This window comes from Heliomarina baculiformis, from assembly GCF_019966545.1.
In the GTDB taxonomy this organism is placed as follows: Bacteria; Pseudomonadota; Alphaproteobacteria; order Rhodobacterales; family Rhodobacteraceae; genus Heliomarina; species Heliomarina baculiformis.
The window spans coordinates 351893-377037 of the sequence record NZ_JAIMIC010000002.1; the positions used below are offsets into that span (position 1 = coordinate 351893).

General features: G+C 61.1%; 25 protein-coding genes. 18 read left to right on the forward strand and 7 right to left on the reverse strand.

Annotation, left to right across the window (positions count from 1 at the left end):
• Position 1 precedes the first annotated feature (1 nt).
• The 5 genes from MF268_RS05285 to MF268_RS05305 are packed head-to-tail and all read left to right on the forward strand — an operon-like array spanning position 2 to position 3065.
• Entirely contained in the window at positions 2–352 is a 351-nt protein-coding gene (locus tag MF268_RS05285) for a Na+/H+ antiporter subunit C (RefSeq protein ID WP_088633710.1), read from the forward strand.
• Positions 349–1896 (forward strand): monovalent cation/H+ antiporter subunit D, encoded by a 1548-nt coding sequence (locus tag MF268_RS05290; RefSeq protein WP_238369853.1) that lies wholly within the window; start codon positions 349–351, stop codon positions 1894–1896. The genes MF268_RS05285 and MF268_RS05290 overlap by 4 nt, the downstream gene beginning before the upstream one ends.
• Positions 1893–2390, forward strand: coding sequence for a Na+/H+ antiporter subunit E (locus MF268_RS05295; RefSeq protein ID WP_238369854.1), 498 nt, complete (start codon positions 1893–1895; stop codon positions 2388–2390). Before MF268_RS05290 ends, MF268_RS05295 begins: the two co-directional genes overlap by 4 nt.
• Positions 2387–2659, forward strand: coding sequence for a K+/H+ antiporter subunit F (locus MF268_RS05300; protein WP_273544901.1), 273 nt, complete (start codon positions 2387–2389; stop codon positions 2657–2659). The genes MF268_RS05295 and MF268_RS05300 overlap by 4 nt, the downstream gene beginning before the upstream one ends.
• Before the next feature lie 7 nt (positions 2660–2666).
• On the forward strand, positions 2667–3065 hold the full coding sequence (locus MF268_RS05305; RefSeq protein WP_238369855.1) for a Na+/H+ antiporter subunit G: 399 nt from the start codon (positions 2667–2669) through the stop codon (positions 3063–3065).
• A gap of 4 nt (positions 3066–3069) precedes the next feature.
• On the opposite strand, the gene MF268_RS05310 is transcribed toward MF268_RS05305, so the two are convergent.
• Entirely contained in the window at positions 3070–3933 is an 864-nt protein-coding gene (locus MF268_RS05310) for a MurR/RpiR family transcriptional regulator (RefSeq protein WP_238369856.1), read from the reverse strand.
• A gap of 133 nt (positions 3934–4066) precedes the next feature.
• Between MF268_RS05310 and MF268_RS05315 the strand changes: the two genes are divergently transcribed.
• The 11 genes from MF268_RS05315 to MF268_RS05365 all read left to right on the forward strand — a co-directional run bounded on the left by MF268_RS05315 (position 4067) and on the right by MF268_RS05365 (position 16830).
• A complete protein-coding gene (locus MF268_RS05315; RefSeq protein WP_238369857.1) occupies positions 4067–4831 on the forward strand; it encodes an N-formylglutamate amidohydrolase in 765 nt (254 codons plus the stop codon).
• Positions 4831–5427 carry a TRAP transporter small permease subunit gene (locus MF268_RS05320; RefSeq protein WP_238369858.1) on the forward strand — a complete coding sequence of 199 codons (597 nt, stop codon included), beginning with the start codon at positions 4831–4833 and terminating at the stop codon, positions 5425–5427. The genes MF268_RS05315 and MF268_RS05320 overlap by 1 nt, the downstream gene beginning before the upstream one ends.
• Positions 5427–6749, forward strand: coding sequence for a TRAP transporter large permease (locus MF268_RS05325; RefSeq protein WP_238369859.1), 1323 nt, complete (start codon positions 5427–5429; stop codon positions 6747–6749). The genes MF268_RS05320 and MF268_RS05325 overlap by 1 nt, the downstream gene beginning before the upstream one ends.
• A 51-nt stretch (positions 6750–6800) precedes the next feature.
• Positions 6801–7832, forward strand: a complete 1032-nt coding sequence (locus MF268_RS05330; protein ID WP_238369860.1) for a TRAP transporter substrate-binding protein — start codon at positions 6801–6803, stop codon at positions 7830–7832.
• Positions 7833–7913: 81 nt separating this feature from the next.
• Positions 7914–9278 (forward strand): glutamine synthetase family protein, encoded by a 1365-nt coding sequence (locus MF268_RS05335; RefSeq protein ID WP_238369861.1) that lies wholly within the window; start codon positions 7914–7916, stop codon positions 9276–9278.
• 83 nt (positions 9279–9361) lie between these two features.
• Complete coding sequence (locus MF268_RS05340) at positions 9362–10744, forward strand: aldehyde dehydrogenase family protein (RefSeq protein ID WP_238369862.1); 1383 nt, start codon at positions 9362–9364, stop codon at positions 10742–10744.
• Positions 10741–11886 (forward strand): iron-containing alcohol dehydrogenase, encoded by a 1146-nt coding sequence (locus MF268_RS05345; RefSeq protein ID WP_238369863.1) that lies wholly within the window; start codon positions 10741–10743, stop codon positions 11884–11886. Before MF268_RS05340 ends, MF268_RS05345 begins: the two co-directional genes overlap by 4 nt.
• A 168-nt stretch (positions 11887–12054) precedes the next feature.
• A complete protein-coding gene (locus tag MF268_RS05350) occupies positions 12055–12675 on the forward strand; it encodes a glutathione S-transferase family protein (protein ID WP_238369864.1) in 621 nt (206 codons plus the stop codon).
• 90 nt (positions 12676–12765) lie between these two features.
• Positions 12766–14328, forward strand: coding sequence for a class I adenylate-forming enzyme family protein (locus tag MF268_RS05355; RefSeq protein WP_238369865.1), 1563 nt, complete (start codon positions 12766–12768; stop codon positions 14326–14328).
• Positions 14325–15254: a 3-hydroxyacyl-CoA dehydrogenase NAD-binding domain-containing protein gene (locus MF268_RS05360; RefSeq protein ID WP_238369866.1), complete on the forward strand. Its 930-nt coding sequence runs from the start codon at positions 14325–14327 to the stop codon at positions 15252–15254. Before MF268_RS05355 ends, MF268_RS05360 begins: the two co-directional genes overlap by 4 nt.
• A 34-nt stretch (positions 15255–15288) precedes the next feature.
• Positions 15289–16830 carry an acetolactate synthase large subunit gene (locus tag MF268_RS05365; protein WP_238369867.1) on the forward strand — a complete coding sequence of 514 codons (1542 nt, stop codon included), beginning with the start codon at positions 15289–15291 and terminating at the stop codon, positions 16828–16830.
• A gap of 76 nt (positions 16831–16906) precedes the next feature.
• Here MF268_RS05365 and MF268_RS05370 read toward each other — a convergent pair whose 3' ends face one another.
• The 5 genes from MF268_RS05370 to MF268_RS05390 form a co-directional block, all read right to left on the reverse strand.
• The gene (locus MF268_RS05370; protein WP_238369868.1) at positions 16907–17692 is read right to left on the reverse strand and encodes an SDR family NAD(P)-dependent oxidoreductase; all 786 of its coding nucleotides are present in this window, start codon (positions 17690–17692) and stop codon (positions 16907–16909) included.
• 11 nt (positions 17693–17703) lie between these two features.
• Complete coding sequence (locus MF268_RS05375) at positions 17704–18714, reverse strand: LLM class flavin-dependent oxidoreductase (protein ID WP_238369869.1); 1011 nt, start codon at positions 18712–18714, stop codon at positions 17704–17706.
• A 61-nt stretch (positions 18715–18775) separates the two neighbouring features.
• Positions 18776–19120, reverse strand: a complete 345-nt coding sequence (arsC, locus tag MF268_RS05380; RefSeq protein ID WP_238369870.1) for an arsenate reductase (glutaredoxin) — start codon at positions 19118–19120, stop codon at positions 18776–18778.
• A complete protein-coding gene (locus MF268_RS05385) occupies positions 19117–20175 on the reverse strand; it encodes a quinone-dependent dihydroorotate dehydrogenase (RefSeq protein ID WP_238369871.1) in 1059 nt (352 codons plus the stop codon). Before MF268_RS05385 ends, arsC begins: the two co-directional genes overlap by 4 nt.
• Positions 20172–20510: a DUF952 domain-containing protein gene (locus tag MF268_RS05390; protein ID WP_238370211.1), complete on the reverse strand. Its 339-nt coding sequence runs from the start codon at positions 20508–20510 to the stop codon at positions 20172–20174. The genes MF268_RS05385 and MF268_RS05390 overlap by 4 nt, the downstream gene beginning before the upstream one ends.
• A 186-nt stretch (positions 20511–20696) precedes the next feature.
• On the opposite strand from MF268_RS05390, the gene MF268_RS05395 reads away from it, so the two are divergent.
• Both MF268_RS05395 and MF268_RS05400 read left to right on the forward strand, forming a co-directional pair.
• Positions 20697–22250 (forward strand): bifunctional metallophosphatase/5'-nucleotidase, encoded by a 1554-nt coding sequence (locus tag MF268_RS05395; RefSeq protein WP_238370212.1) that lies wholly within the window; start codon positions 20697–20699, stop codon positions 22248–22250.
• 200 nt (positions 22251–22450) lie between these two features.
• Positions 22451–23257, forward strand: coding sequence for a class I SAM-dependent methyltransferase (locus tag MF268_RS05400; protein WP_238369872.1), 807 nt, complete (start codon positions 22451–22453; stop codon positions 23255–23257).
• Between the two features lie 4 nt (positions 23258–23261).
• Here the strand turns inward: MF268_RS05400 and MF268_RS05405 are convergent, their stop codons facing one another.
• Positions 23262–25010, reverse strand: a complete 1749-nt coding sequence (locus MF268_RS05405; protein ID WP_238369873.1) for a tetratricopeptide repeat-containing sulfotransferase family protein — start codon at positions 25008–25010, stop codon at positions 23262–23264.
• Positions 25011–25145 lie beyond the last annotated feature (135 nt).

Consider the following 25145-nt stretch of genomic DNA (forward strand, 5'->3'; position numbering starts at 1 on the left):
CATGGAGCTGTTATTCGCCTCGGCCATCGGTGTTCTGACCGCCTGCGGCATCTACCTTATCCTGCGTCAGCGGACGTTCCCGGTCATCCTTGGCCTGTCGCTGCTGTCCTACGCGGTGAACCTGTTCCTCTTTGCCACCGGCAGGTTGTCGGTGGGCGCACCGCCGATTCTGCAATACGGGGTCGAGACTTATACCGACCCGTTGCCGCAGGCGCTGGTGCTGACCGCCATCGTGATTTCCTTTGGCATGACGGCGGTGATCGTGATGATCGCGCTTAGCGCCTATCTTTCCGAGAATGACGACAGGATCGACATGGACAACCCCTCTGAACCGGCGAAAGACGACGCATGAGCCACTGGATCGTTCTGCCAATCGTCCTGCCGGCGCTTTTGGCCCCATTCTTTCTGATGGTGATCCGTCACCATCTTGATCTGCAACGGATCTTCTCGGTTGCCGGGGTGCTGGTGCTGAACGGCATCACGCTTGCCCTGCTGAACCATGCGATGAGCGGCGAAGTCTCGGTTTACGAACTGGGTGACTGGCCTGCGCCCTTTGGCATCGTGCTGGTGCTCGACCGGCTGTCGGCGCTGATGATCGTGCTGACCTCACAGCTGGCGCTGGCGGTGGTGCTTTACGCGATCTGGTCCGGCTGGGACAATCGCGGGCGGCATTTCCACCCGCTGTTGCAGTTCCAGATCATGGGGGTGTCCGGCGCGTTCATGACCGGTGACGCGTTCAACCTCTTCGTTTTCTTCGAAGTTCTGCTGATCGCCTCCTATGGTCTGATGATCCATGGCGGTGGCGGCACGCGCCTGCGTGCGGGCGTTCAATACGTCGCCTACAACCTGATCGGCTCGACGCTGTTCCTTTTTGCGCTGGGTACGATCTATGGTGTCGCGGGGACGCTGAACATGGCCGATCTGGCCGTGAAGGCGGCAGAGATCCCGGCAGAAGATACCGCCCTGCTGCGCATCGGTGCGGTACTTTTGCTGCTGGTCTTTTCGGTCAAGGCTGCGGTTCTGCCGCTGCATTTCTGGCTGCCCGCCTCTTATTCGAATGCGCCAGCGCCGGTGGCGGCCTTTTTTGCAATCATGACCAAAGTCGGGGCCTATTCTATCCTGCGGATGTTCACGCTGATCTTTGGTCCCGAGACACCGGTGGCGCAGGGGCTGGCCGGTGAGTGGCTGGTCTACGCGGCGCTTCTGACGGTGGCTGTCGGTATGATCGGCACGCAGGGCGCGGCACATGTGGCGCGGATGACGGCATTCATCACCATCGGTTCGACAGGGACGCTTATGGTTGCCATCTCGCTCTTTACGCCCGAGGCCAGCGCGGCGGCGATCTACTACCTGATCCATTCGACCTTTGCGACGGCGATGATGTTCCTTGTCGCCGACATGATCATCGAACGCCGTGGCGACAGCATCAGCCAGCGCCGCCCGATGCAGCATGGCGGCGTCATCGCGGCCCTGTTCTTTGGTGCTGCTGTGGCGATGGCGGGCATGCCGCCCCTGTCGGGTTTCATTGGCAAACTGCTTGTGCTGGACGCGGCATGGGATGCGCCCGATGTGGTGCTGATCTGGTCCGTAGTGCTGATCACTTCGCTGATCGCGATCATTGGTCTGGCCCGCGCCGGGAGCCTTGTGTTCTGGAAGGCGTTTGACACGGGTAGCGGCCGGGGTGATGTCGACGAGGATACCGCCCGGCGCGAAGGCGTGGTCTTTCCGACGGATGCGCCGCGCTTGCCCTTTGTGCCGGTGTTCGGCCTTTTCGCCGTCCTGATCGCGTTGACCGTGTTCGCAGGTCCGGTGATGCGCTTTGCCGAAGACACGGCCGATCAACTTTACACGCCGCAGCTCTATATCGACGCCGTTTTGAAAGGGCCCGGATCATGAGCCTCTTCCGCCGCTTTTTCCCGCACCCGCTGCTGACTGTATTGCTGACACTGGTCTGGCTGATGCTGGTCAACAGGTTCTCTTGGAACTCGGTGATTTTCGGTTTTCTGCTGGGCGTCTTCATTCCCTTTGTGATCCGCCCGTACTGGCCGAACAACCCGCGCATCAGCAGTCCGCTGAAAGTCGCGCGCTACATCGGTGTCGTGATCTATGATATCTTCGTGGCCAATGTCACCGTGGCCTACCAGATCCTGTTCATGCGGGTCGACGCGTTGCAACCGGCGTGGATTTCCGTTCCGCTGCGGCTGCGCACGCCCGAGGCGATCACGACACTCGCGGCCACGATCACCCTGACGCCCGGCACCGTTTCCTGTGATCTGTCGAGCGAGGGGCACAACCTGCTGGTGCACTGCCTGCACGCGCCCGATCCGGATGCCGTGATCCAGGAGATCATCGACCGTTACGAAAGCCGCCTTATGGAGATTTTCGAATGATCCTTTCCTACGCGCTTTATTTTGCCTTTGCCTGTTTCGGGCTGGCCGTCCTGATGAATCTCTGGAAGATCATCACTTCCGAAGGCGTGGGCGACCGGGTTCTGGCACTGGATACGATGGTGGTGAACTCTATCGCCATCCTGGTTCTTGCAGGTATCCAGGAAGGCACCGAGGTGTTCTTCGAGGCGACCATGATCATCGCCATGCTGGGGTTCGTTTCCACCGTGGCCTATGCGCGCTTTATGCTGCGCGGCAACATTATCGAGTGAGGGCCAGATGGGCGAGATAGGCGATATCCTGACAGCGATCTTTCTGGTGGTCGGCGGCTGCTTTGGTCTGGTGGGCTCTTTCGGGCTGATCAAGCTGCGCGATCCGATGTCGAGATTACATGCCCCGACCAAGGCCACGACCCTTGGCGTAGGGGGCGTGCTGATCGCCTCGCTGATCCACTCCTTTGTGCTTGAGGGATATGTGTCGGTGCATGAATTGCTGATCACCCTGTTCCTTTTCCTGACCGCCCCGGTGACGGCGTTGTTCCTTGCCAAGGCCCATATCCATCGGCACAGCGAGGAAGAAGTTCTGCCGAGTCCCGGCAAGGATACCTGCTGGGCGGTTCTGGACGAACGCACGTCGCGCCAGATCATCGACGAAGCCGAATACGGTCAGGACGAATAGGCGGTCAGACAAACTTGCGGAAGATCCGCGTTTCGTCGAACATTTCCTCAAGCGCGCCCATCCGGTCGCGGGTCCGTTCCCATGCCGCTTCCTGTACGGCGGCGATGAGCGTTTCCGACAGCAGCATCATCGCCACGGTGGAATCCCATGCCGAAGGCGCTTCGATCCGGCAGGAGAAAGAATAGGTTGCGAAGCGGCTGATCGGCGACTGCCACTGGTCGGTGACCAGCACCGTGCGCGCGCCACGTGCGGCGGCCATCTCGGCCAGTTTCAGCGTCGAATTCTCGTAACGTCGGATGTCGTAGATCACCACCACATCGCCCGGTTCGATGTCGAGCAGCGCATGAGGCCATGCGTTCGAGGTGGTCGGGATATGCTGGACGCGGCCCCGGATCACTTGCAGGTGCAGGTGCAGATATTCCGACAGGGCATGAGTGATGCGGCCACCGGCGATAAAGACCGACTGCGCCTCATCCGCCAGCAGCGCGGCGACCGCGTCGAAATCCGCCGGGTCGATATGGGCAAGGGTCTGGCGGATGTTGCCGATCACCGCGTCGGTAAAGCGGTTCAGCAGATGTTCCTGCGGCGCGGTGTTCGACCAGCTGTCGCGCTTGTCGATCGGGTTCGAGATCTGCGCTTCGAGCTCTTCGCGCAGCGCGGCCTGAAATTCGGGAAAGCCGCTGTAGCCCAGCTTTTGCACCATCCGCACCACGGTGGGCGTTGAAACCTCGGCCTTTTCGGCAAGCCGGGTGATCGAACCAAGCCCCGACATCGGATAGTTTTCAAGGATGGCTCCGGCAAGCTGCCGCTCGGCACGGGTCAGCGTGTCATGCACTTTTTTCAGCCGTTGCTGGGCGGTGTCGTCCAAACCTGAGGTCCTTGCCAGATTGTCGATTTTGTAATCATAGTTTCATTGCCGGAGGGAAAGAAGAAAAAGTTTCAGAAATATCATTGACTCGGCTGCCATGGCTGGCGAAACCTTACCCGCGTAAGGGGGACAGATGCCACAAGATCAGACTGCCATTGCCGCCGCGACCTTTGAGGGAGCCGCCGCGCCAGCGCCGGTTCTGCTTGTCTGTGAACATGCCTCCTGTGATTTTCCCGAAGAGTTCGGCGACCTTGGTCTGAGCGAGGAGGTTCGTCAGAGCCACGTCGCTTGGGATCCGGGCGCGCTTGCGTTGTCCCGCCAGCTTGCGGTGACGCTTCAGGCGCCATTGGTTTTCGGTCAAGTTTCACGCCTGCTTTACGATTGCAACCGCCCGCCCGAGGCACCGGATGCGATCCCAGCCAAGAGCGAGATCTACGAGATCCCCGGGAATGCGGGTCTGAGTGAAGAGGCAAGAGCCGAGCGGGTGTCGCGCATCTATGATCCTTTCTGCGCTGCGATGGACAAGGCGCTTCAGGATGTGCAACCCGCGATGGTGGTTACGGTGCACAGCTTTACCCCGGTCTATTTCGGTGCACAGCGTGACGTCGAAATCGGTATCTTGCATGATGAGGATACGCGCCTTGCCGATGCGCTGCTTGAAGAACTGGAAGGCGCGCCGCACAAGGTGGAACGCAACCAGCCCTATGGCCCGCAGGATGGTGTCACCCATTCGCTCAAGCGTCACGCGATGTCGCGCGGCATTGCCAATGTCATGCTGGAAATCCGCAACGACCTGCTGAACCGGCCCGAGCTTGTGGCGCGTATGGGCAGCATGCTCTCCGGGGCTTTGGGCCGGGTCATGTCGCGCCCCGACGTGCGCGACTGGGGGCAGAGCTGATGCCCAAAATCCTGCTTGGCTATATCCGTGTGGTGGACGGGTTCAATCGAGGTATAGGCCGTCTCGTGATGTACGGCATCTTCGTGATCATGGGCATCCTGCTCTGGTCGTCGGTGTCCAAGACCTTTTTCAACCCCTCGCTCTGGACGCTGGAAATGGCGCAGTTCGCGATGGTGGCCTATTACGTGCTGGGCGGACCCTATTCGATCCAGCTTGGCGCGAATGTGCGGATGGATCTGTTCTATGGCGAATGGACGGCCCTTCAGAAGGCATGGGTCGATGCCTTTACCGTCTTCTTCCTGTTGTTCTTCCTCGTGATCCTTATCATGGGCGCGGTAAGTTCGACCGCCTATAGCCTTGGGTATTTCGGGCAGGAACCGTTCAAGTACTTCTGGGAGCTGCTGGTCGCCTTTGTCACCGGAGGTACGGACGGCGCGGCAGAAAAAATGGGCTACCTCGAACGCAGCCCGACCGCATGGCGACCCTATCTCTGGCCCATCAAGGTGATCATGATATTTGGCTTTCTCTGCATGTTGCTGCAGGCGGTTTCCGAGTTTCTCAAGGACGTTGCCACCATTCGCGGGGTGACAGTCTGATGTCCTATGAAATGATCGCCATCCTCATGTTCTCGACCATGATGCTGATGCTCTTTACCGGGCAGCGCGTGTTCGGGGCCATCGGCTTTGTCGGCGTCGCGGCGGCGGTGCTAATGTGGGGGCCGGGCGGGTCGGATATCGGTTTTTCATCAGCAATGAAGCTGATGAAATGGTATCCGCTGCTGACCCTGCCGATGTTTATCTTCATGGGCTACGTGCTGTCGGAATCCAAGATTGCAGACGATCTTTATCGTATGTTCCACGTCTGGATGGGTCCGCTGCGGGGCGGGCTGGCGATTGGGACGATCCTGCTGATGGTGCTGGTGTCGGCGATGAACGGGTTGTCGGTGGCCGGTATGGCCATCGGGGCCACCATCGCGTTGCCCGAACTGCTTAAGCGCGGCTATGACAAACGCATGGTGACCGGCGTCATTCAGGCGGGGTCGAGCCTTGGTATCCTTGTGCCGCCTTCGGTCGTTCTGGTCCTTTACGCGATGATCGCGCGGGCGCCGGTAGGGCAGCTCTGGCTGGCAGGTGCGGTGCCCGGCCTGATGATGGCGGCGATGTTCATCCTCTATGTGGTGATCCGCTGCCGAATCCAGCCCGAGCTTGGCCCGGCGATGCCCGCCGATGATCGCGATGTCAGCCGCAACGAAAAGCTGCGCCTTCTGCGCGCAGGGCTGCTGCCGCTTGGGATCTTTGCCGTCATGATGATCCCCTTCGTGAACGGGTGGACCTCTCTCGTCGAAAGCTCGGCCGTTGGGGCGCTGGCGGCGTTTCTCGCGGCGGTGTTCAAGGGGCGGATGACGCGCGAGGTGTTTGAGAATTCGGTGCGCAACACGCTGGGTATCTCCTGCATGTTCATGTGGATCATCCTTGCCGCGCTCGGCTTTGGGGCGGTGTTCGACGGGTTGGGCGCGGTTCGGGCCATTGAATCCCTGTTCACCGAGCAGCTTGGCCTGTCGCCCTGGATGATCCTGATCCTGATGCAGCTCAGCTTTATCCTGATGGGCACATTCCTGGACGACACGGCCATGCTGGTGATCGTGGCCCCGCTATATGTGCCGCTTGTTCAGGCGCTGGGCTTTGATCTGGTCTGGTATGGCGTGCTTTATACGATCACGACGCAGATCGCCTATATGACCCCGCCTTTCGGCTATAACCTGTTCCTGATGCGCGCGATGGCCCCGGCCGAGATCGGGCTGAAGGACATCTATCGGTCCATCGTGCCCTTTGTGCTGGTTATGGTGCTGGCGCTGGTGCTGGTCATGGCCTTCCCACAGATCGCGCTGTGGCTGCCCAATTACGTATACGGAAATTAACCTCAAGAACCCCGCCAACGGGGCAATCATATCCACAAGGAGAGAGTGAAGATGACAACAAGACGTAAGTTCCTGACCACCGCCGCTGCCGCTCCGGCCGCTGCGCTGGCTGCGCCCGCGATTGCGCAAAGCAAGATCACCTGGCGTCTGCAGACCTATGCCGGTGCCGCGCTGGCCGAGCACGTGCTGGACCCCGCGATCAAGAAGTTCAACCAGATCGCCGGCGACCGGATGGAAATCGAAGTCTATTACGCCGACCAGCTTGTCCCTACGGGCGAACTGTTCCAGGCCCTGCAGCGTGGCACGATCGACGCGGTTCAGTCCGACGATGACTCCATGGCGTCGCCGACCGAAGTCACCGTTTTCGGCGGCTACTTCCCCTTTGGTTCGCGCTATTCGCTGGACGTGCCGGTGCTGTTCGAACGCTATGGTCTCGATGAGATCTGGAAGGCGGAATACGAAAAAGTCGGCGTCAAGCATGTCAGCGCCGGGTCCTGGGATCCCTGCCATTTCGCAACCAAGGATCCGATCAACTCGCTGGCCGACCTCAAGGGCAAGCGCATCTTTACCTTCCCGACCGCTGGCCGCTTCCTCAGCCAGTTCGGCGTCGTGCCTGTCACGCTGCCGTGGGAAGACATCGAGGTTGCGGTTCAGACCGGCGAACTCGACGGTGTGGCATGGTCCGGCATCACCGAGGATTACACCGTCGGCTGGGCGGATGTGACCAACTACTTCCTGACCAACAACATCTCGGGCGCTTGGATCGGCCACTTCTTTGCCAATATGGAGCGCTGGAACGAACTGCCCGACGATCTCAAGACCCTGTTCGAAGTCTGCTGTGCGGACAGCCACTACTACCGCCAGTACTGGTATTGGGGCGGTGAGGCCGACCTGCGTGTCAATGGCACCAAGATGGAACTGACCACCATCCCCGACGAGGAATGGGAACAGGTCGAAAATGCGGCTTCGGCCTTCTGGGATGAAATCGCTGCGGAATCCGAAACCAAGGCGAAGGTTGTCGAGATCTTCAAGAAGTACAATGCCGACATGCGCGCGGCTGGGCGTCCCTACCGCTACGGCTAAGCGCCCCCGGGTTACACCCCGTCTTAACGAACAGAAGTCCCGGCTTTTGGCCGGGGCTTTATTGACAAGAGGATTTTGGAAATGCCCGGACAGCTGACACTTGATGAATTGCGCGCCCTGAGCCAGACGGGCGAGATCGATACCGTTCTGGTCTGCGTCATCGACATGCAGGGCCGCCTGATGGGAAAACGGTTTCACGCCGCGCATTTCTGCGACAGCGCATGGGAAGAGACCCATTGCTGTAACTACCTGCTCGCCACCGATCTCGAGATGTGGACGGTCGAGGGGTATGAATCGACAAGCTGGGAACGCGGTTATGGCGATTACACGATGAAGCCCGACCTCAGCACCCTGCGCCGGGTCGCGTGGCTGGAAGGCACCGCGATGGTGCTTTCGGACATCATGGATCACCACGGCCACGCGCCGGTTGCCCATTCACCGCGTGCGTTGCTCAAGGCGCAGATCGCGCGGCTTGCTGATATGGGATATTCGCCGATCACCGCGACCGAGCTGGAATTTTTCATCTTCGAGCAGAGCTTCGATGCGCTGCGCAAGGGCCAGTATCGCAATCTCGAGCCGATCTCGGGCTATAACGAGGATTACTCGATCCTTCAGACCACCAAGGAAGAGAACGTGATGCGCACCCTGCGCAACGGGCTCTACAATTCCGGCATCCCGGTCGAAGGCTCCAAGGGCGAGGCCGAGGCCGGACAGGAAGAGCTTAACATCCGCTATGGCGGGGCCATGGAAACTGCTGATCACCACACGATTTCCAAGCATGCCGCAAAGGAAATCGGCTGGCAGCAGGGCCACGCGGTCAGCTTCCTGCCCAAGTGGCGGCCCGACCGGGTCGGCTCGGCGGCGCATATTCACATGTCTCTGCGTGACAAGGATGGCAACTCTGTCTTTTACGACAAGGACGCCGATCTGGGCATGTCGGAACTGGCGCGGCATTTCCTTGGTGGGTTGCTGGCCTATGCGGGCGACGTGACGTGGTTCCTTGCGCCCTACGTCAACAGCTACAAACGCTTTCAAAAGGGCAGTTTTGCCCCGACGCGGCGGGTCTGGTCCGTCGACAACCGCACCGCTGCCTTCCGACTTTGCGGCGACAGTTCACCCGCCGTGCGGATCGAATGCCGGGTGCCGGGATCGGACATGAACCCTTATCTGGCAATGGCCGCGTTGTTTGCGGCAGGCATTCGCGGGATCGAGGAAAAGCTCGATCCGGGTGAGGCGCTGACCGGCGACGCCTATGAAGGCAAGGCCGAGGAAATCCCGACTTCGCTGATCGCGGCGACGGTGGCGATGGCCGGTTCGTCCATGCTCAAGGAAGCGTTTGGCGAAGAGGTGATCCGTCACTATACGCGGGCTGCGGAATGGGAGCAGGAAAGCTTTGATTCCGCGGTGACCGATTGGGAAATCGCGCGCGGGTTCGAACGCGCCTGATCCAAACGCCGGTCCGCGCGGGACCATGCAATTCACAGAAGAACCCGGTGCCTCACCCGCACCGGTTCCACAAAGGACCAATGATGACACAGGTTTTGAAATGTATCTCGCCCATCGACGGGTCGGTCTATGCCGAACGCGCGGTGCTCTCCGGCACTGACGCCGAAAACGCCGTCGCCCGCGCGCGGCGCGCTCAGAAGGACTGGGCGGCGCGCCCGGTTCAGGAACGGATTGACCTCGTGATGAAAGGCGTCGCCCGCATCGGCGAAATGAATGACGAGATCGTGCCCGAACTGGCCCATATGATGGGACGCCCGGTGCGTTACGGCGGCGAATTCGGCGGTTTCAATGAACGCGCCTCATACATGGCGGAGATCGCCGAAAAAGGCCTTGCCCCGATCGAGATCGAGGATGGCGCCACCTTCCGCCGCCTGATCAAACGCGAACCGCATGGTGTCGTGCTGATCATCGCGCCGTGGAACTATCCCTATATGACGGCGATCAACGGCGTCGCCCCCGCGCTGATCGCGGGCAACACTGTGTTGTTGAAACACGCGACCCAGACGTTGCTTGTGGGCGAACGCATGGCGCGGGCGTTCCACGAAGCGGGCGTGCCCGAGGATGTGTTCCAGAACGTATTCCTTGACCATTCAACAACCTCGGACCTGATCGCGGCTAAATCCTTTGGCTTCGTCAACTTCACCGGCTCGGTCGGGGCAGGGCAGACCATCGAACGCGCTGCGGCTGGCACCTTCACCGGCGTCGGGCTTGAGCTTGGCGGCAAGGACCCCGGCTATGTCATGGAAGACGCTGATGTGCAGGCGGCGGTCGATACGCTGATCGATGGGGCCATGTTCAACTCGGGCCAGTGCTGCTGTGGCATCGAACGGATCTACGTGCATGAGAACCTGTTCGATGATTTCCTCGGCCGCGCGCTTGAGATCGTGAATGGCTATATGCTTGGCAACCCGCTTGAGAAGACAACTGACATCGGTCCGATGGCGCATGTGCGCTTTGCCGAACTGGTGCGCGCCCAGACCGACGAGGCGATCGAGGCCGGGGCCAAGGCGCATATCGAAACCATGGCCGGTGACGATGGCGGCGCCTACCTGACCCCGCAGATCCTCACAAATGTGGATCATTCCATGCGGGTGATGCGCGAAGAAAGCTTTGGCCCGGTTGTCGGCATCATGCCGGTCAAATCCGATGCCGAGGCGCTTGAACTGATGAACGACAGCGAGTTTGGTCTCACCGCCTCGCTCTGGACGCAGGACGTGGAACGCGCCGAGGCGCTGGGCGCTGAGATCGAAACCGGCACCGTTTTCATGAACCGCGCCGATTACCTTGACCCTGCGCTTTGCTGGACCGGTTGCAAGAGCACCGGCAAGGGCGGCTCGCTGTCCGAAATCGGCTATCACAACCTGACCCGACCCAAATCCTACCATCTGAAAAAGGTGACGAAATGAACCTGACCGGTAACTGGTCCTATCCGACCGCAATCAAATTTGGCGCGGGCCGCATCGCGGAACTGGCCGAGGCCTGCGTCGCCTGCGGGATGAGCAAGCCGCTTCTGGTGACAGACAAGGGGCTTGCCTCCCTGCCGATCACCCTTCAGGCGCTCGACATCCTTGAAGGGGCGGGGCTTGGCCGCGCGATCTTCTCCGAGGTCGATCCCAATCCGAATGAAATCAACCTCGCCGCCGGACTCAAGGTCTATCGTGACGGCGATCATGACGGGGTCATCGCTTTTGGTGGCGGCTCGGGGCTCGATCTGGGCAAGATGGTGGCTTTCATGTCCGGTCAGTCGCGCCCGGTCTGGGATTTCGAGGACATCGGCGACTGGTGGACCCGCGCCGATCCAGCCGGAATCGCACCGATCATCGCCGTTCCGACCACCGCAGGGACCGGTTCCGAAGTGGGCCGCGCCAGCGTCATCACCAATTCCGAAACCCATGTGAAAAAGATCATCTTCCATCCCAAGGTGCTGCCGCAGGTCGTGATCTGCGACCCGGAATTGACCGTGGGCATGCCCAAGATGATCACGGCAGGCACCGGTATGGACGCTTTCGCCCATTGTCTCGAGGCCTTCTGCTCGCCCCATTACCATCCGATGAGCCAGGGCATCGCGCTCGAAGGTCTGCGTCTGGTGAATGAATACCTGCCGCGCGCCTATGCGGATGGTTCCGACATTAAGGCACGCGCGCATATGATGAGCGCGGCAGCCATGGGCGCGACGGCCTTTCAAAAGGGCCTTGGCGCGATCCATGCGCTGAGCCACCCGATTGGCGCGGTCTATAACACGCACCACGGCACGACCAACGCGGTGGTGATGCCTGCGGTGCTCGATTTCAACCGCCCCGAGGTCGAATCGCGCTTGGCGCAGGCAGCGGCCTATATGGGCATCTCTGGCGGCTACACCGGTTTTTACGACCGCGTGATGGCGCTGCGCAAAGAGCTGGGCATTCCAAACGGCTTGCGCGATCTGGGTGTCGGCGACAACCGTCTCGACGAACTCACCGCGATGGCGCTCGAAGATCCGAGTGTCGGCGGCAACCCGGTCAAGATGACCTCCGAGAACACGCTGGCGCTTTTCCAGGCCGCTCTCTGAGGCGGTATCAGTTGATCAATCGAAGGGCGTCCTTCACAGGGCGCCCTTTTGCATTTCCGGGCGGGACGTCCGCACAGGACGCTGCTTTCAGGTAACATTCCGGTCCCGTCTTCCCTTGCCATTCCGGCTGCGGGCGACCACTCTCTGCCCCGACTAGGGGAGAAGTACATGTTCATCGTTCACCACCTGAACAATTCCAGATCCCAGCGAATCCTGTGGCTGCTGGAAGAGCTGGAAATCGAGTATCAACTGCGCCGGTACGAACGCGACCCGGTGACGAATCTCGCACCTTCCGAGCTGGCCTCCGTTCATCCGCTGGGGAAATCGCCGGTGCTGGAAGAGAACGGGCGCAAAATCGCCGAAAGCGGAGCCATCGTCGAATATGTCTGCAACCAGTTCGGCCGGCACCTGTTGCCGCGCAAGGGCAGCGACGAAGCGATCACCCATATGGAGCTGATGCATTTCGCCGAAGGCTCTGCGATGACGCCGATCCTGCTGCAACTGTATACCGGCAGGTTGGGTTCGGCAGGCGAACCGCTCAAACCGCGCATCGAGCAGCAGCTCGACAGCCATTTTCAGTTCATGGAACACATGCTGCGCCCCTCGGGCCATTTCGTGCTCGATGACCTTTCAGCCGCCGATATCATGCTGAGCTTCCCTGCGGAGATTGCCGTGAAACAGGATGGCGGCAAACGCTACCCGAAACTCGCCGCCTTTGTTCAGGCCATGCATGAACGCCCCGCCTGGCAGCGCGCGCTTGAGCGGGGCGGCACCTATCGGTTTGCTTGACGGTCGGATTGTCCGACCAAGGTGGCTTGTGTTTCCAAAGGCTTGCCCTAAGGTCACGCGAAAGTGGAATTGAAAACCGAATAGCGAAAAATGATCGACATAACTCCTCCGATGCCAGAAACGCCGCCGAAACTGACGGTGGTGGACATGGTACGTGCCAGCGCCCGAAAGAACCCCGATCAAGAGGCGCTGATCTGCGGTGACGAACGGCTGAACTGGGGCGACTTTGACACGCGCATCAACCGGGTCGCGAATGCGCTGATCGCGCGTGGCGTCGGGAAGGGCGACAATGTTGCCGTGCTCTCCCCGAATTCCATCGCCTATGCCGAGCTGTTCATGGGGATCATCCGGGCGGGGGCCTGCATCACCCCACTCTCGACGATGGCATCGCCTGACGCTCTGGAAAAGATGCTGGCCGATTGCGGGGCCCGGATGCTCTTTCTCGCCAACCAGTACCGCGATCTTGCCGCGCCCTTCCTTGACCGGCTGAGTGCCGAGAAGGTCGCAATCGATTTCGATGCCTCGGGCTTTGCCGATTACGAGGATATGCTGGAAAAGGCCCCGGTCACCGATCCGATGATACCGATCGAGATGACCGATGCGGTGAACCTGATCTATTCCTCGGGGACGACAGGCACGCCCAAGGGCATCCTCCATAACCACTGGATGCGGGCGGCGCAGATGGACCGCGTCAGCGCCAATGGCTACGACCAGAACGCGCGCACGCTGCTGTCGACTCCGCTCTATTCCAACACGACCATTGTGGCGTTCCTGCCGACTCTGGTGGGCGGCTCGACCGTGGTCCTGATGCCGAAATTCGACGCGCGTGGCTACCTTGAGCTGGTCGAAAATGAAAAGATCACGCATACGATGCTGGTCCCCGTTCAGTACAAACGCATCATGGATGTTCCCGGTTTCGACGATTTCGACCTTTCCACAATGAGGGTGAAATTCTCGACCTCGGCCCCGCTGCGGGCAGATGTGAAAGCCGACGTGCTGAAACGCTTTCCGGGCAAACTGTGCGAGTATTACGGGCTGACCGAGGGCGGGGGCGTGACGGTTCTCATCGCCGATGAGACGCCGGACAAGCTGCATACAGTGGGCAAGCCCGCGCCAAACTGCGTGATCAAGCTGATCGATACCGAAGGACGCGAAGTCGCGCCCGGGCAGGTGGGTGAAATCTGCGGCCGGTCGCCGACCATGATGGCCGGGTATTACGGGCGCGAGGACCTGACCGAAGATTACATCTGGCGCGACGCGGCTGGCGATATCTATTTTCGCTCCGGCGACATGGGCAGCTTTGACGAGGATGGCTTTCTGGTCCTGTCCGACCGCAAGAAGGACATGATCATTTCCGGCGGTCTGAATATCTATGCCAATGATCTGGAACTTGTCCTGTTGAACGATCCGGATGTGATCGACGCGGCGGTGATCGGTGTCCCGTCCGAGGCATGGGGCGAAACGCCTCTTGGGTTGGTGGTCTTGCGCAACGGCGCAAAGCGCAGCGCAGAGGAGATCTGTGAAGCCGCGAATAACAAACTCGGCAAGAGCCAGCGGCTGTCAGCCGTCGAGATCCGCGAGGAACTGCCGCGCAGCTCGATCGGGAAAATCCTCAAGAAGGACCTGCGCGTTCCCTACTGGGAATCAGCATGACCGATCTGCCCGTTTTCGGCGTTCTCGGCGGCGGTCTGATCGGGATGAGCTGGGCAAGCCTGTTCCTTGCCCATGGCGCCAAGGTGATCGTTGTCGATCCGCGCAACGAAGCGGCGGCTGAACTCTCGACCTTTCTGGCCGACGCATGGCCCAATCTGCGGGCGCTTGGGCTGACCGAGACGGATACATGGGGGCCGGTGATCGTTTCTCCGGACATCAGCGCCTTGGGTGAAGCAGAATTCATTCAGGAAAACGCGCCGGACCGGATCGCGGTTAAAAAGGATCTCGTCGCCGAACTGGAAAAACACATCGGGCCCGACGTGATCATCGCGTCGAGCACCTCTTCACTGAAGGCCAGCGATATTCAGGCGGGCGCGCAGCACCCCGAACGTATCCTTGTTGCCCACCCGATGAACCCGCCACACATGGTGCCCATGGTCGAACTTGTCGCCGGTCAGGCGACCTCTCCCGGCGTGGTTGACCGCGCCGAAGCGATCTATCGCGCGCTGAACCGGGTGCCGATCCGTGTCAAGAAAGAGGTGGCGGGCCATCTGGCCAATCGTCTGACCTCGGCGCTTTACCGAGAAGCGGTGCATATGGTTGCCGAAGGCATCGCGGATGTCGAAGATATCGACAAGGCAATCGCTTATGGGCCGGGAATGCGCTGGGCGCTGATGGGGCCGCATCTTCTCTATCATCTCGGTGGCGGCGCGGGTGGCTATCGCCATTACCTCGAACATCTCGGACCCACGCAAGAGGTCCGCTGGGGCGAGCTTGGCCAAAGCGCGCTGACGCCAGAATTGCAGGAAGAACTGATCGCCGGGGTCGAAAGGGAACTGGCCGGGCAGGACCGCGACACGCTGGTCCACCGGCGCGATGCAGCGCTGGTCGCGCTGGCAGGGATAAAGCGGGATCACGGATTGTGATTTGCTCAACATATTGAACTGGAAAGGAAAAGAAATGAACGGAGCCGAAAGCCTTGTGCGAAGTCTGGTGGATAGCGGAGTAGATACCTGCTTTACCAACCCGGGCACCTCCGAGATGCACTTTGTGGCCGCGCTTGACCATGTGGCGGGGATGCGCTCGGTGCTGGCGCTCTTTGAAGGTGTCGCGACAGGGGCCGCCGATGGCTATTACCGGATGGCGCGGAAACCGGCCTGTACGCTGCTGCACCTCGGGCCGGGGCTCGCCAATGGCATCGCCAACCTGCACAATACGAAAAAGGCGAACTCCTCCGTTGTGAACATCGTCGGCGAACATGCCGAAACGCACCGCAAGCTCGATGCGCCGCTGATGTCTGATATTCAGGGGCTTGCGCGTCCGGTGTCGCATTGGGTGCATACCTCCGAGCGCGCCGAGGACGTGGGCAAGGCCGGGGCCGACGCGGTTCAGGCGGCGCGGACCGGGGCCGGGCAGATCGCGACCCTGATCCTGCCAAGCGATACCGCGTGGAACGAGGGCGGTGAGGTGCATGTGGCCGGTGAACCGCCCGCGCGAGACCCGATGGACCCGGCCATGCTCGAAAAGGCCGCAAAGGCGCTGGATGGCGAGGATACGCTTCTCTTGCTGGGTGGCGAGGCGCTGAGCGCGGAGAACCTCGAACTGGCGGGCAAGATCGCGGTGAAAACTGGCTGCAAGCTTTTGTCGGAATGGTCGAACCAGCGGCTTGAACGCGGCGCGGGGAGGGTTGTTATCAACCGCGTGCCTTATCCGATCGACATCGCGCTCAAAGAACTCGAGCCGTACAAAAAGGTTGTTCTCGTAGGCGCACGGGCGCCCATCGGCTTCTTCGCCTATCCCGGCAAGCCTGCCGTCTTGACCCGCGAAGGCTGTGAGATTGTCGAACTGGCCGGGGCCAGCGGTGATCTCGACGCGGTCCTTGACGCGCTGGTGAGCGCGACCGGCGCAGACGATTGCGAACCGGTTCTCGCCGAGCGCAAGGAAGTCGACATGCCGACCGGCAAGAACAATCCGGACACCATCGCGCAGGCGCTGGCCGCCACGATCCCGCAAGACGCTATCGTCGTAGATGAATCGCTGACCACGGGCCGCGCGTTCTTCCCGGATACCGCAGGGACGCCGCCGCATACATGGATCAACAATTGCGGCGGTTCCATTGGCTATAGCCTGCCGGTGTCAATTGGCTGCGCGGTGGCCTGCCCGGATCGTAAAGTTATGGCTTTGGTCGGGGACGGCAGCGCCATGTACACGGTGCAGTCGCTCTGGACCATGGCACGCGAGGAACTCGATATCACCGTGCTGATCATGTCCAACGGCAGCTACCAGATCCTGCGCGGCGAACTGACCAATGTCGGTGTCCAGAACCCCGGTCCGCGGGCGGTGGACATGCTCTCGCTCGACCGTCCGGCGCTTGACTGGGTGTCGATGGCCAAGGGCATGGGAGTCGACGGCGTGCGGGTCGAACAGGCCGATGACTTGACCCGTGCTATCGAACACGGGCTGGAAACCAAGGGTCCGTACCTGATCGAAGTAGTGATCTGACGAGGGCGTCCCTCTCAGCATCCTCCAAAATAGCGAACGCGCCTCTGCTGGCGCGTTCACTGTTTTCAAAGTCTGCCTAGAACCGCCAGTAACCACCGTCGATCTGCAAGAGCTGGCCGGTGTGATAGGCCGAGGCATCCGACAGAAGATAGCAGGCGATGCCGCCGAAATCCTCGGGCGCGCCCCAGCGGCGGGCAGGGATACGCTTGCCCGCGTTCTCGGCGAATTTCTGGTTCGCCATCGCGTCCTGTGTCATGTCGGTTGCGATCCAGCCCGGCAGGATCGCGTTCGCGGTGATCCCGTAGCGCGCGAATTCCACTGCCAGCGCATAGGTCATCGCGTTCAGCGCCCCCTTGGAGGCCGCGTAATGCTCGCTGCGCGCCGCGCCGGAGACCGAGGCGAGGCTCGACATGGCAACCAGACGACCACCGGTATCACCCGCTTCGGACCGTTCGACCATGTGGCGCAGCACGGCCTGATAAGTGTGGTAGACGCCGTCGAGATTGACCGACAGCACGCGCTTCCATTCATCGGGCGTGATTTCAAGGAAGGACCGGGCGCCGCGTCCCGACACGCCCGCATTGGCGAAACATCCGTCGATCCGGCCAAAACGGTTCAGCGTTTCGGCCATCTGCGCATCGACCACGTCCCGGTCGGCCACGTTGCAGACAAAGGCTTCGGCCTCGACGCCATGTGCGCGAATCTGCTCAACGGCGGCGGCATTCTTGTCCGCATTGGTGCCCCAGATTGCAATGTTGGCCCCGGCGGCGGCCATCGCATCGGCGATCCCAAGGCCGATGCCTCCATTGCCGCCGGTGACAAGCGCCACCTTGCCGGTCAGGTCAAACGCAGGTTTCGTCATGTAATTCCTCCCTATTCCGCCGCTTGCTGGCGGGCATTCAATGATTGCATCGCTTTGGCGGCAATTTCAAATGAACGCAACCGGGCCTGCTGGTCATGGATCTGACCGTTGAACATGATCTCGTCCGGAGCGTAACGTTCGATCAGGTCACTGATGCCCTTCTCGACGGTTTCCGGCGCGCCGGTGACCGAGACGCTGAGCGCCTGATCGACCATGCGCACCATCGCCGGATCGACATGTTCGCTGATGTTGCGCACCGGGCGCGGCAAGGGGCCGGGCTGGCCCGTGCGCAGCCGGACAAATGCCTGCTGCATCGACGTCTTGAGATAGGCGCCTGTTTCGTCATCCTCGGCGCCGAAGACATTGGCGGCAAGGATGAAATAAGGTTTGTCGAGCATGGCCGAGGGTTTGAAGTGATCGAGATAGATCGCAAGGGCCTGATCCAGCGCGGCGGGAGCGAAATGCGATGCGAAGGCATAGGGCAGGCCAAGCTGCGCAGCCAGTTCCGCGCCATAAAGGCTTGAGCCGAGGATATAGACCGGCACCTTGGTTCCCACGCCCGGCACCGCCATGATCGGCTGCCCCGGCGCCTTGTCGCCAAGATAGCCCATCAGTTCTACCACATCGCGCGGGAACTCGTCGCTTTGGTTCATGTTGCGGCGCAGCGCCCATGCGGTCTTACCATCAGTGCCAGGCGCGCGGCCCAACCCCAGATCGACGCGGTCGGGGTAGAGCGTCGCAAGGGTGCCGAACTGCTCGGCAATGACCAGCGGTGCGTGATTTGGCAGCATCACCCCGCCCGAGCCGACGCGGATCGTCTTGGTGCCGCCCAGCACATGGCCGATCACCACAGAGGTCGCCGCCGAGGCGATGCCCGGCATGTTGTGATGTTCGGCCAGCCAGAACCGCGTGAAACCAAGCGCTTCGGCATGCTGCGCCAGTTCCAGCGTGCTGGCGAGCGATTCAGCGGCGGTGCTGCCCTCGACGATGGGCGACAGATCGAGTACGGAAAATCGGGTCATGGAGGCTCTCCTTGTTGGCATTAACTTAATGTCCCGGAGAGCGTGGTAAAAGGGGCCGCGTTCAGAGCAACTCGAGCAGCGCCTCGGGCGGGCGACCGATCACGGCGCGGCCGTCCTTAATCGCCAAGGGACGCTCGATCAGGATCGGATGCGCGGCCATCGCTGCCAGCAGCTTGCCGCTGTCATCACCCTTGGATAGACCCTCTTCGCGAAAGACTTTCTCGCCCGTGCGCATCATGTCGGCGACCGGCGGCTTGCCAAGCGCTGCCCACGCGGCGGTGATCTCGGCAATATCGGGCGCGTCCTCAAGGTACTTGCGCACGGTGATCTCGGCGCCGGTTTCCTCAAGCAGCGCCAGCCCTTGACGGGATTTGGAACAGCGCGGGTTGTGCCAATAGGTGATCATAGCCAGTCATTCCTCTTGCTGCCGACCGCATCGGCCACGTTTGCGAACCCATCCCGCGCCAGCAGGCGGTCGAGACCTGTCGCGATTTCGCACACCAGCGCTAGACCGTGATAGACCAGCGCCGTGTAGACCTGCACTGCCGAAGCACCCGCACAGATCTTGGCATAGGCCTGCTCGGCCGAGCCGATGCCGCCGACGCCGATCAGCGGGATGGACCCGTCCGTCATCTGCGACAACTGTGCCAGAACACGGGTCGATTTCTCGAACAGGGGCGCGCCGGATAGACCGCCGGTCTCGCCCGCATGGGCGCTTTTCAACCCCTCGCGCGACAGGGTCGTGTTCGTCGCGATGATCGCGTCGATCCCGGTGTCACGCGCAACTTCGGCAATGTCCTGCAATTCGCTTGTCTCAAGGTCCGGTGCAATCTTCAGGAACACAGGTACCGGCCGTGGCAACTCGGCACGCGCCTCCATGACACCGTTCAGCAGGGCGGTCAGCGCCGCCTTGCCCTGAAGGTCGCGCAGCTTTTCCGTGTTGGGGGAGGAGACATTGACCGTGGCGAAATCCAGATGCGCCCCGCAATGACGCAGCACGGCGGCGAAATCGCCCGCCCTGTCGGTGCTGTCCTTGTTCGCACCAAGGTTCAGACCGATCACAGCGTCCTTTGGTCGGCCCGCAAGGCGCGCACCGATTGCTTCCATCCCGTCATTGTTGAACCCGAAGCGATTGATCGCGGCGAGGTCCTCGCTCAGCCGGAACAGGCGTGGCTTGGGGTTGCCGGGCTGCGGACGCGGGGTGGCGGCGCCGACCTCGATGAACCCGAAGCCTGATTGTGACAGGGGCGCGATAACGGTCGCGTTTTTGTCGAACCCCGCCGCCAGACCAACCGGATTGGGCAGGTCGATCCCGGCGAAAGTGCAGCGCAACCGGTCGGACGTGACCGGTCCCGGCTTGGGCGTCAGCCCGTTTTGAAGGGCGAGAATGGCCACCCCATGCGCTGTTTCCGGATCGATCCGGTGCATGAAGGCAAGGCCAAGACGCTCGATCAGGCTCACGCCATGTCCTCCGGGAACTGGTGTACACCGTCAACCAGCGGCAGCGGCTTGTGCCAGCTCACATCGTCGATCCGCAACGGGCGGTAGAGATGTGGGAACAGGGCGCCATCACGCGAGGGCTCCCAGTGCAGCGCATCGCCAAGCGAGTCGGCCTCGACAGCCAAAAGAACCAGCCCATCGACCCCGGCGAAATGTTTCGCGGCGGTCTCGGCAGCCTGTTCGGCGGTCGAGAAATGAACAAACCCGTCGTCGATGTCGATGGGCGCGCCCAGCGTGGACCCATCGGCAACCAGTGCCTCCCATTCGGGGGAGCGGAATATCTTGTAGATCAGCATGGTTTGCAGATGCCGGTCTTTGACGATCCGGTCAAGAGTGCGCGCTTTTGCCCATGTAAAAGGCGTCTCGGGAGAGGCATCGGCGCGCGGTGCGAATTGCCCCTGCGACAAGCCGCATGAGAGCTTTGACAGGGCCAGCGGAAATGGCGCACCATTCGCGCATAACCAACCGGGAGAGTAATAATGATGAACCGATTCCTGATGTCTGCTGCGGCGCTTGGCCTGAGTGCCGGTGCGGCCGCTGCCGACTATTTACTGACGATTCTGCACACCAACGATTTCCATGCCCGGTTCGAACCGATCAACAAGTACGACAGCGGTTGCTCTTCCGAAGACAACACCGAAGGCAAGTGTTTCGGCGGTTCTGCCCGTCTGATGAGCGCAATCCGCGATGCCCGTGCGCGGCTCGACAATTCTCTGCTCGTTGACGGCGGCGACCAGTTCCAGGGCACGCTGTTTTATACCTATTACAAGGGCAAACTGGCCGCCGAAATGATGAACAAGATGGGCTATGACGCGATGACTGTGGGCAACCACGAATTCGACGATGGGCCCGAAGTACTGCGCGGCTTCATGGACGCGCTCGAATTTCCCATCCTCATGAGCAACGCCGATGTCAGCGGTGAGCCGCTGCTGGCCGATGTGCTCAAGAAATCCACCGTGATCGAAAAGAACGGTGAAAAGATCGGCCTGATCGGCCTGACCCCGCAGGACACGGATGAGCTTGCCAGCCCCGGCCCGAACGTCATCTTTACCGTCCCCGCCGACGCGGTGCAGGGCGAAGTCGACAAGCTGACCGAGATGGGCGTGAACAAGATCATTGTGCTGTCGCATTCCGGTTATGGGGTTGATCTGGAACTGGCCGAGCAAACCACCGGTGTCGATGTGATCGTGGGCGGGCATACGAATACGCTATTGGGCGATATGGAACGCGCAGAGGGGCCTTATCCGACAATGGTGGGCGATACGGCGATCGTTTCGGCCTATGCCTATGGCAAGTTTCTTGGTGAGCTGAACGTCACTTTTGACGACGATGGCAAGGTGATCGAAGCAAGCGGCGCGCCGCTTCTGATGGATGCCGCCGTGGTCGAGGATGAAGAGACCATTGCTCGGATCGTCGAGGCGGCCAAACCGCTGGACGAGATCCGCAACAAGGTGGTCGCCCAGACGGACGAGGCCATCGGCGGTGATCGTGAAACCTGCCGCAGTCAGGAATGCACCATGGGCAACCTGATCGCGGATGCGATGCTCGACCGGGTCAAGGATCAGGGTATCGACGTCGCGATCCAGAACGGCGGCGGTATCCGGGCCAGCATCGACGCGGGCGAGGTCACCATGGGCGAAGTGCTGACGGTGCTGCCCTTCCAGAACACCTTGTCGACCTTTCAGGTCACCGGCGCAACGCTTGTCGAGGCGCTGGAAAACGGCGTGAGCCAGATCGAGGAGGGAGCGGGACGTTTCGCGCAGGTCGCCGGCATGACCTATGCCTTTGACGCTTCTAAGCCCGCGGGCGAGCGTGTCAGCGACGTCATGATTGGCGGCGCACCGGTCGAGATGGACAAGCTTTACGGCGTTGTGTCGAACAACTACGTGCGCAGCGGTGGCGACGGTTACAAGATGTTCACGGATGCCCAGAACGCCTATGACTTCGGGCCGGATCTTGCGGAAGTGACGGCGGAGTATCTGGCCGAGAAAGCCCCCTACAAGCCCTATACGGATGGCCGCATCGCGGTGAAGTGACCGCTGGCGTTCTGCTGGTAAAAGACGATGGGAACGGGGGCTTCGGCCTCCGTTTTCATTTTGAACTCGCCATATTATTCTGCCTCGATCCCGTCGCTCTGGTACGATCAGGTAAAAAGTCGGTGGCTCGGCCTCTCCGCAGAAATCACTGACGTTTCGTGGTATACTGTCCCTGCGTCAGCAGTGAGGGAGGAACTGTCATGGCTGAGCAAATGGAAAAGGCCGCCGCAGGTCAGATCACTGCCGAGGCCGCCGCTGTTTATGAAAACTTCTTTGTTCCGGCGCTCTTTGGCCAGTTCGCGCCGTGGCTGGTAGAGCTGTCCGGGGCCGGTCCGGGCGACAAGGTTCTGGATGTCGCGACAGGTACGGGCGTGGTGGCGCGTGTCGCGGCGGCCACCGGTGCCCGCGTGACGGCTGTCGACATTAACGAGGGCATGCTGACGGTGGCGCGCCGACATGCCCGCGAAGTCGATTTCCAACATGCAGTGGCCGAAAACCTGCCCTTTGAAGATGGTCAGTTCGACGCGGTGCTGTGCCAGTTCGGGCTGATGTTCTTTGCTGACCGGCCCCGGGCGCTGACCGAAATGGCGCGGGTCTGCAAGCCGGGCGGAAAGGTTGCCGTCGCCGTATTCGAGGCGTGGGAGAAATCACCGGGCTATCGCGACCTGATCCCGCTGGTGGGTGAAGTTGTTGGCAATGACGGGGCCGAAGCGCTCAAGGCGCCCTTTTGTCTTGGCGAGGGCGAGGCGTTCGAGGAAGTACTCGACAAGGGCGGGCTGCCGCATGTGCAGATTTCCCGAAAGGTCGGGATGATCCGGCATGCCTCGCTAAGCGATTGGCTCGACACGGAAATCGGCGGCTGGACTCTGGCACGCATGGTGGACGCCACGATGATGCAGACGCTCAAGGAAAAAGCGCGCGAGCGGCTTGCGGGCTATGTGGGGGCCGAGGGGAGCGTATCCTTTGAGGCGCCAGCGCTGTTCGCGGTCAGCACCATCGAGGCGTAACCCTTCAGTCGCCTTCAATCTCCGGCCACAGCGCCGGATCAAGTTTGTCGATGAACTCACGCAGCATGGCTTCATGTGCTCTCCACCCCCCGACTGAGCGTTGATGCACGGGCTGGCGGATCTGCGCCGCGCTCATGGTGAGAACCTGACCGGCGGATTCGTTCGGGCGGGCCATCGCGGCATCCCATTCCAACCCGCACCAGTCGGCGAGGGAACGGCTGGCGCTGTCGATATTGGAAACCATCTCTTCGTAGGACAGGTCAAGGATCTGGCCGGGCAGCACCTTGTGCCAGTGGGCCATCATCCGGGCATAGGTGTTGAATCGCCGTGCCATCGTCTGCTGGTCATAGGTGTAATCGAGCGCCCGTCCGGTGAACCGGCCACGCCACATCGAAAGCGCGATATCGCGCGGATCGCGGCGCATATTGATGATCCGGCATTCGGGGTGCGCGGTCTTGAGGAAACCGATAAGCCTATAATTTTCGGGCATTTTATCGACGAAAGCCTGCGTGCCATCGGGGAGCGGCGGCAGGGCTGCGGCCTCCATCCTGCGAAAGACGTCGGCGTCGAATTCGGCATCTGAATCTATCAGGGGATAGATCGCGATGCCGGCGGTGGCGCGTTCGCCCAAGGCGCTGACACGGGGATGCGCGCCAAGCACCGCTTCGGCAAGGGTCGTGCCGGAGCGCGGCAGGCCGAGAACGTAGATCGGGCGCGGACCGTTTTTGTTCCCGCCCTTCGTTGAAAGTGTCAGCGGGGCGGGGAACCGCGCGAGGATCCTGTCGTTGAACGCCTCGTCCGCCTCGCTGTCAAAGGGGCGCAGGGCGGCCATGTTCCGGTTGGCGTCCCTCAGCCATTCGGCAGCTTCTTCGGCGTCGCCCTGCTGCTGCGCCATGCGGGCCTGCGCAAAGGCCAGCGCCGCGCGGGTCTCGCTGTTCTTTGGCGCTTTCCTGTAGGCCCGTCGGACCGCGGGGCCAAGCGCCTCGTTCGCGTCGGCATCGTTCAGCGTCACCAGCTGTTCGTAGGCTTCGCCATTCAGCGGGTCGATCTCGATTGCCGCAGCAAAAGCGGCCTTTGCCTCTTCGGTCTGGCCCGCTTCTAGCATGGTCATCCCCAGCCGCAGGCGCGCGGCGAGATGGCCGGGGGCAAGAGCCACGGCGCGGCGGACGGCATCGGTCGCCTCATCCACGCGAAGCTGGCGCGCCAGCGGCAGGCTGATATTGACCAGTGTTTCCACGTCATTCGGGTTCAGCGCCAGCGCTTTCTCGAAAGCCTCCAGCGCCTCTGCGGGCTGGCCGAGCCTGTCATGCAGCAAGCCACGCAGGTTATGATTACGCGCCTGTTTCGGGTCGATCAAAATGGCTTGTTCGATATCCTCAAGCGCCTGCTCCAGTTGTCCGGTCTGCAACCGCGCCTGCGCCAGCAGATACCAGACCGCCCCGTCGCGCGGGGTTTCGCGCACCAGCCGGGCAAGCTGGGTTTCTGCAGGGGCGAACTGGCCAAGCAGGATCATCGTCTGGGCAAGGTTCTTGCGCGCATCGCTGAAATCCGCGCTGAGGTTCAGAGCCTTTTTGAAATACTGGATGCCTTCGGCGTATTTCCCGTTACCGCAGAGTGCGATACCCGCGATATTGGGAAATTCAGGCTGGGTCTTGTGACGGCCCATGGCTTTTCGGGCGGCGTCATAGGCAGCTTTCTGTCGGCCGCCCTGAAGCAGCGTCATACATGTCGTCAGGTCAGACTGAACTGTCATGGAAGTGTCATTTGCCTTAATTGGCGGAAGACACAATCGCGTTTTCGATGATCTGCCGTTTCCCGCCGAATATTATCACGTGTTTGGTTTGTGAAGACGCTTTTTTGAGCCCATCTATCGGCTTTACTAAGCCGC

Coding starts and splice junctions, on each gene's coding strand:
- MF268_RS05320 (WP_238369858.1), top strand. CDS start 4,831: ATGCCCAAAATCCTGCTTGGCTATATCCGTGTGGTGGACGGGTTCAAT.
- MF268_RS05345 (WP_238369863.1), top strand. CDS start 10,741: ATGAACCTGACCGGTAACTGGTCCTATCCGACCGCAATCAAATTTGGC.
- MF268_RS05315 (WP_238369857.1), top strand. CDS start 4,067: ATGCCACAAGATCAGACTGCCATTGCCGCCGCGACCTTTGAGGGAGCC.
- MF268_RS05350 (WP_238369864.1), top strand. CDS start 12,055: ATGTTCATCGTTCACCACCTGAACAATTCCAGATCCCAGCGAATCCTG.
- MF268_RS05355 (WP_238369865.1), top strand. CDS start 12,766: ATGATCGACATAACTCCTCCGATGCCAGAAACGCCGCCGAAACTGACG.
- arsC (WP_238369870.1), bottom strand. CDS start 19,120: ATGATCACCTATTGGCACAACCCGCGCTGTTCCAAATCCCGTCAAGGG.
- MF268_RS05370 (WP_238369868.1), bottom strand. CDS start 17,692: ATGACGAAACCTGCGTTTGACCTGACCGGCAAGGTGGCGCTTGTCACC.
- MF268_RS05305 (WP_238369855.1), top strand. CDS start 2,667: ATGGGCGAGATAGGCGATATCCTGACAGCGATCTTTCTGGTGGTCGGC.
- MF268_RS05330 (WP_238369860.1), top strand. CDS start 6,801: ATGACAACAAGACGTAAGTTCCTGACCACCGCCGCTGCCGCTCCGGCC.
- MF268_RS05325 (WP_238369859.1), top strand. CDS start 5,427: ATGTCCTATGAAATGATCGCCATCCTCATGTTCTCGACCATGATGCTG.
- MF268_RS05375 (WP_238369869.1), bottom strand. CDS start 18,714: ATGACCCGATTTTCCGTACTCGATCTGTCGCCCATCGTCGAGGGCAGC.
- MF268_RS05295 (WP_238369854.1), top strand. CDS start 1,893: ATGAGCCTCTTCCGCCGCTTTTTCCCGCACCCGCTGCTGACTGTATTG.
- MF268_RS05360 (WP_238369866.1), top strand. CDS start 14,325: ATGACCGATCTGCCCGTTTTCGGCGTTCTCGGCGGCGGTCTGATCGGG.
- MF268_RS05300 (WP_273544901.1), top strand. CDS start 2,387: ATGATCCTTTCCTACGCGCTTTATTTTGCCTTTGCCTGTTTCGGGCTG.
- MF268_RS05395 (WP_238370212.1), top strand. CDS start 20,697: ATGAACCGATTCCTGATGTCTGCTGCGGCGCTTGGCCTGAGTGCCGGT.
- MF268_RS05365 (WP_238369867.1), top strand. CDS start 15,289: ATGAACGGAGCCGAAAGCCTTGTGCGAAGTCTGGTGGATAGCGGAGTA.
- MF268_RS05335 (WP_238369861.1), top strand. CDS start 7,914: ATGCCCGGACAGCTGACACTTGATGAATTGCGCGCCCTGAGCCAGACG.
- MF268_RS05340 (WP_238369862.1), top strand. CDS start 9,362: ATGACACAGGTTTTGAAATGTATCTCGCCCATCGACGGGTCGGTCTAT.
- MF268_RS05405 (WP_238369873.1), bottom strand. CDS start 25,010: ATGACAGTTCAGTCTGACCTGACGACATGTATGACGCTGCTTCAGGGC.
- MF268_RS05400 (WP_238369872.1), top strand. CDS start 22,451: ATGGCTGAGCAAATGGAAAAGGCCGCCGCAGGTCAGATCACTGCCGAG.
- MF268_RS05390 (WP_238370211.1), bottom strand. CDS start 20,510: ATGCTGATCTACAAGATATTCCGCTCCCCCGAATGGGAGGCACTGGTT.
- MF268_RS05285 (WP_088633710.1), top strand. CDS start 2: ATGGAGCTGTTATTCGCCTCGGCCATCGGTGTTCTGACCGCCTGCGGC.
- MF268_RS05290 (WP_238369853.1), top strand. CDS start 349: ATGAGCCACTGGATCGTTCTGCCAATCGTCCTGCCGGCGCTTTTGGCC.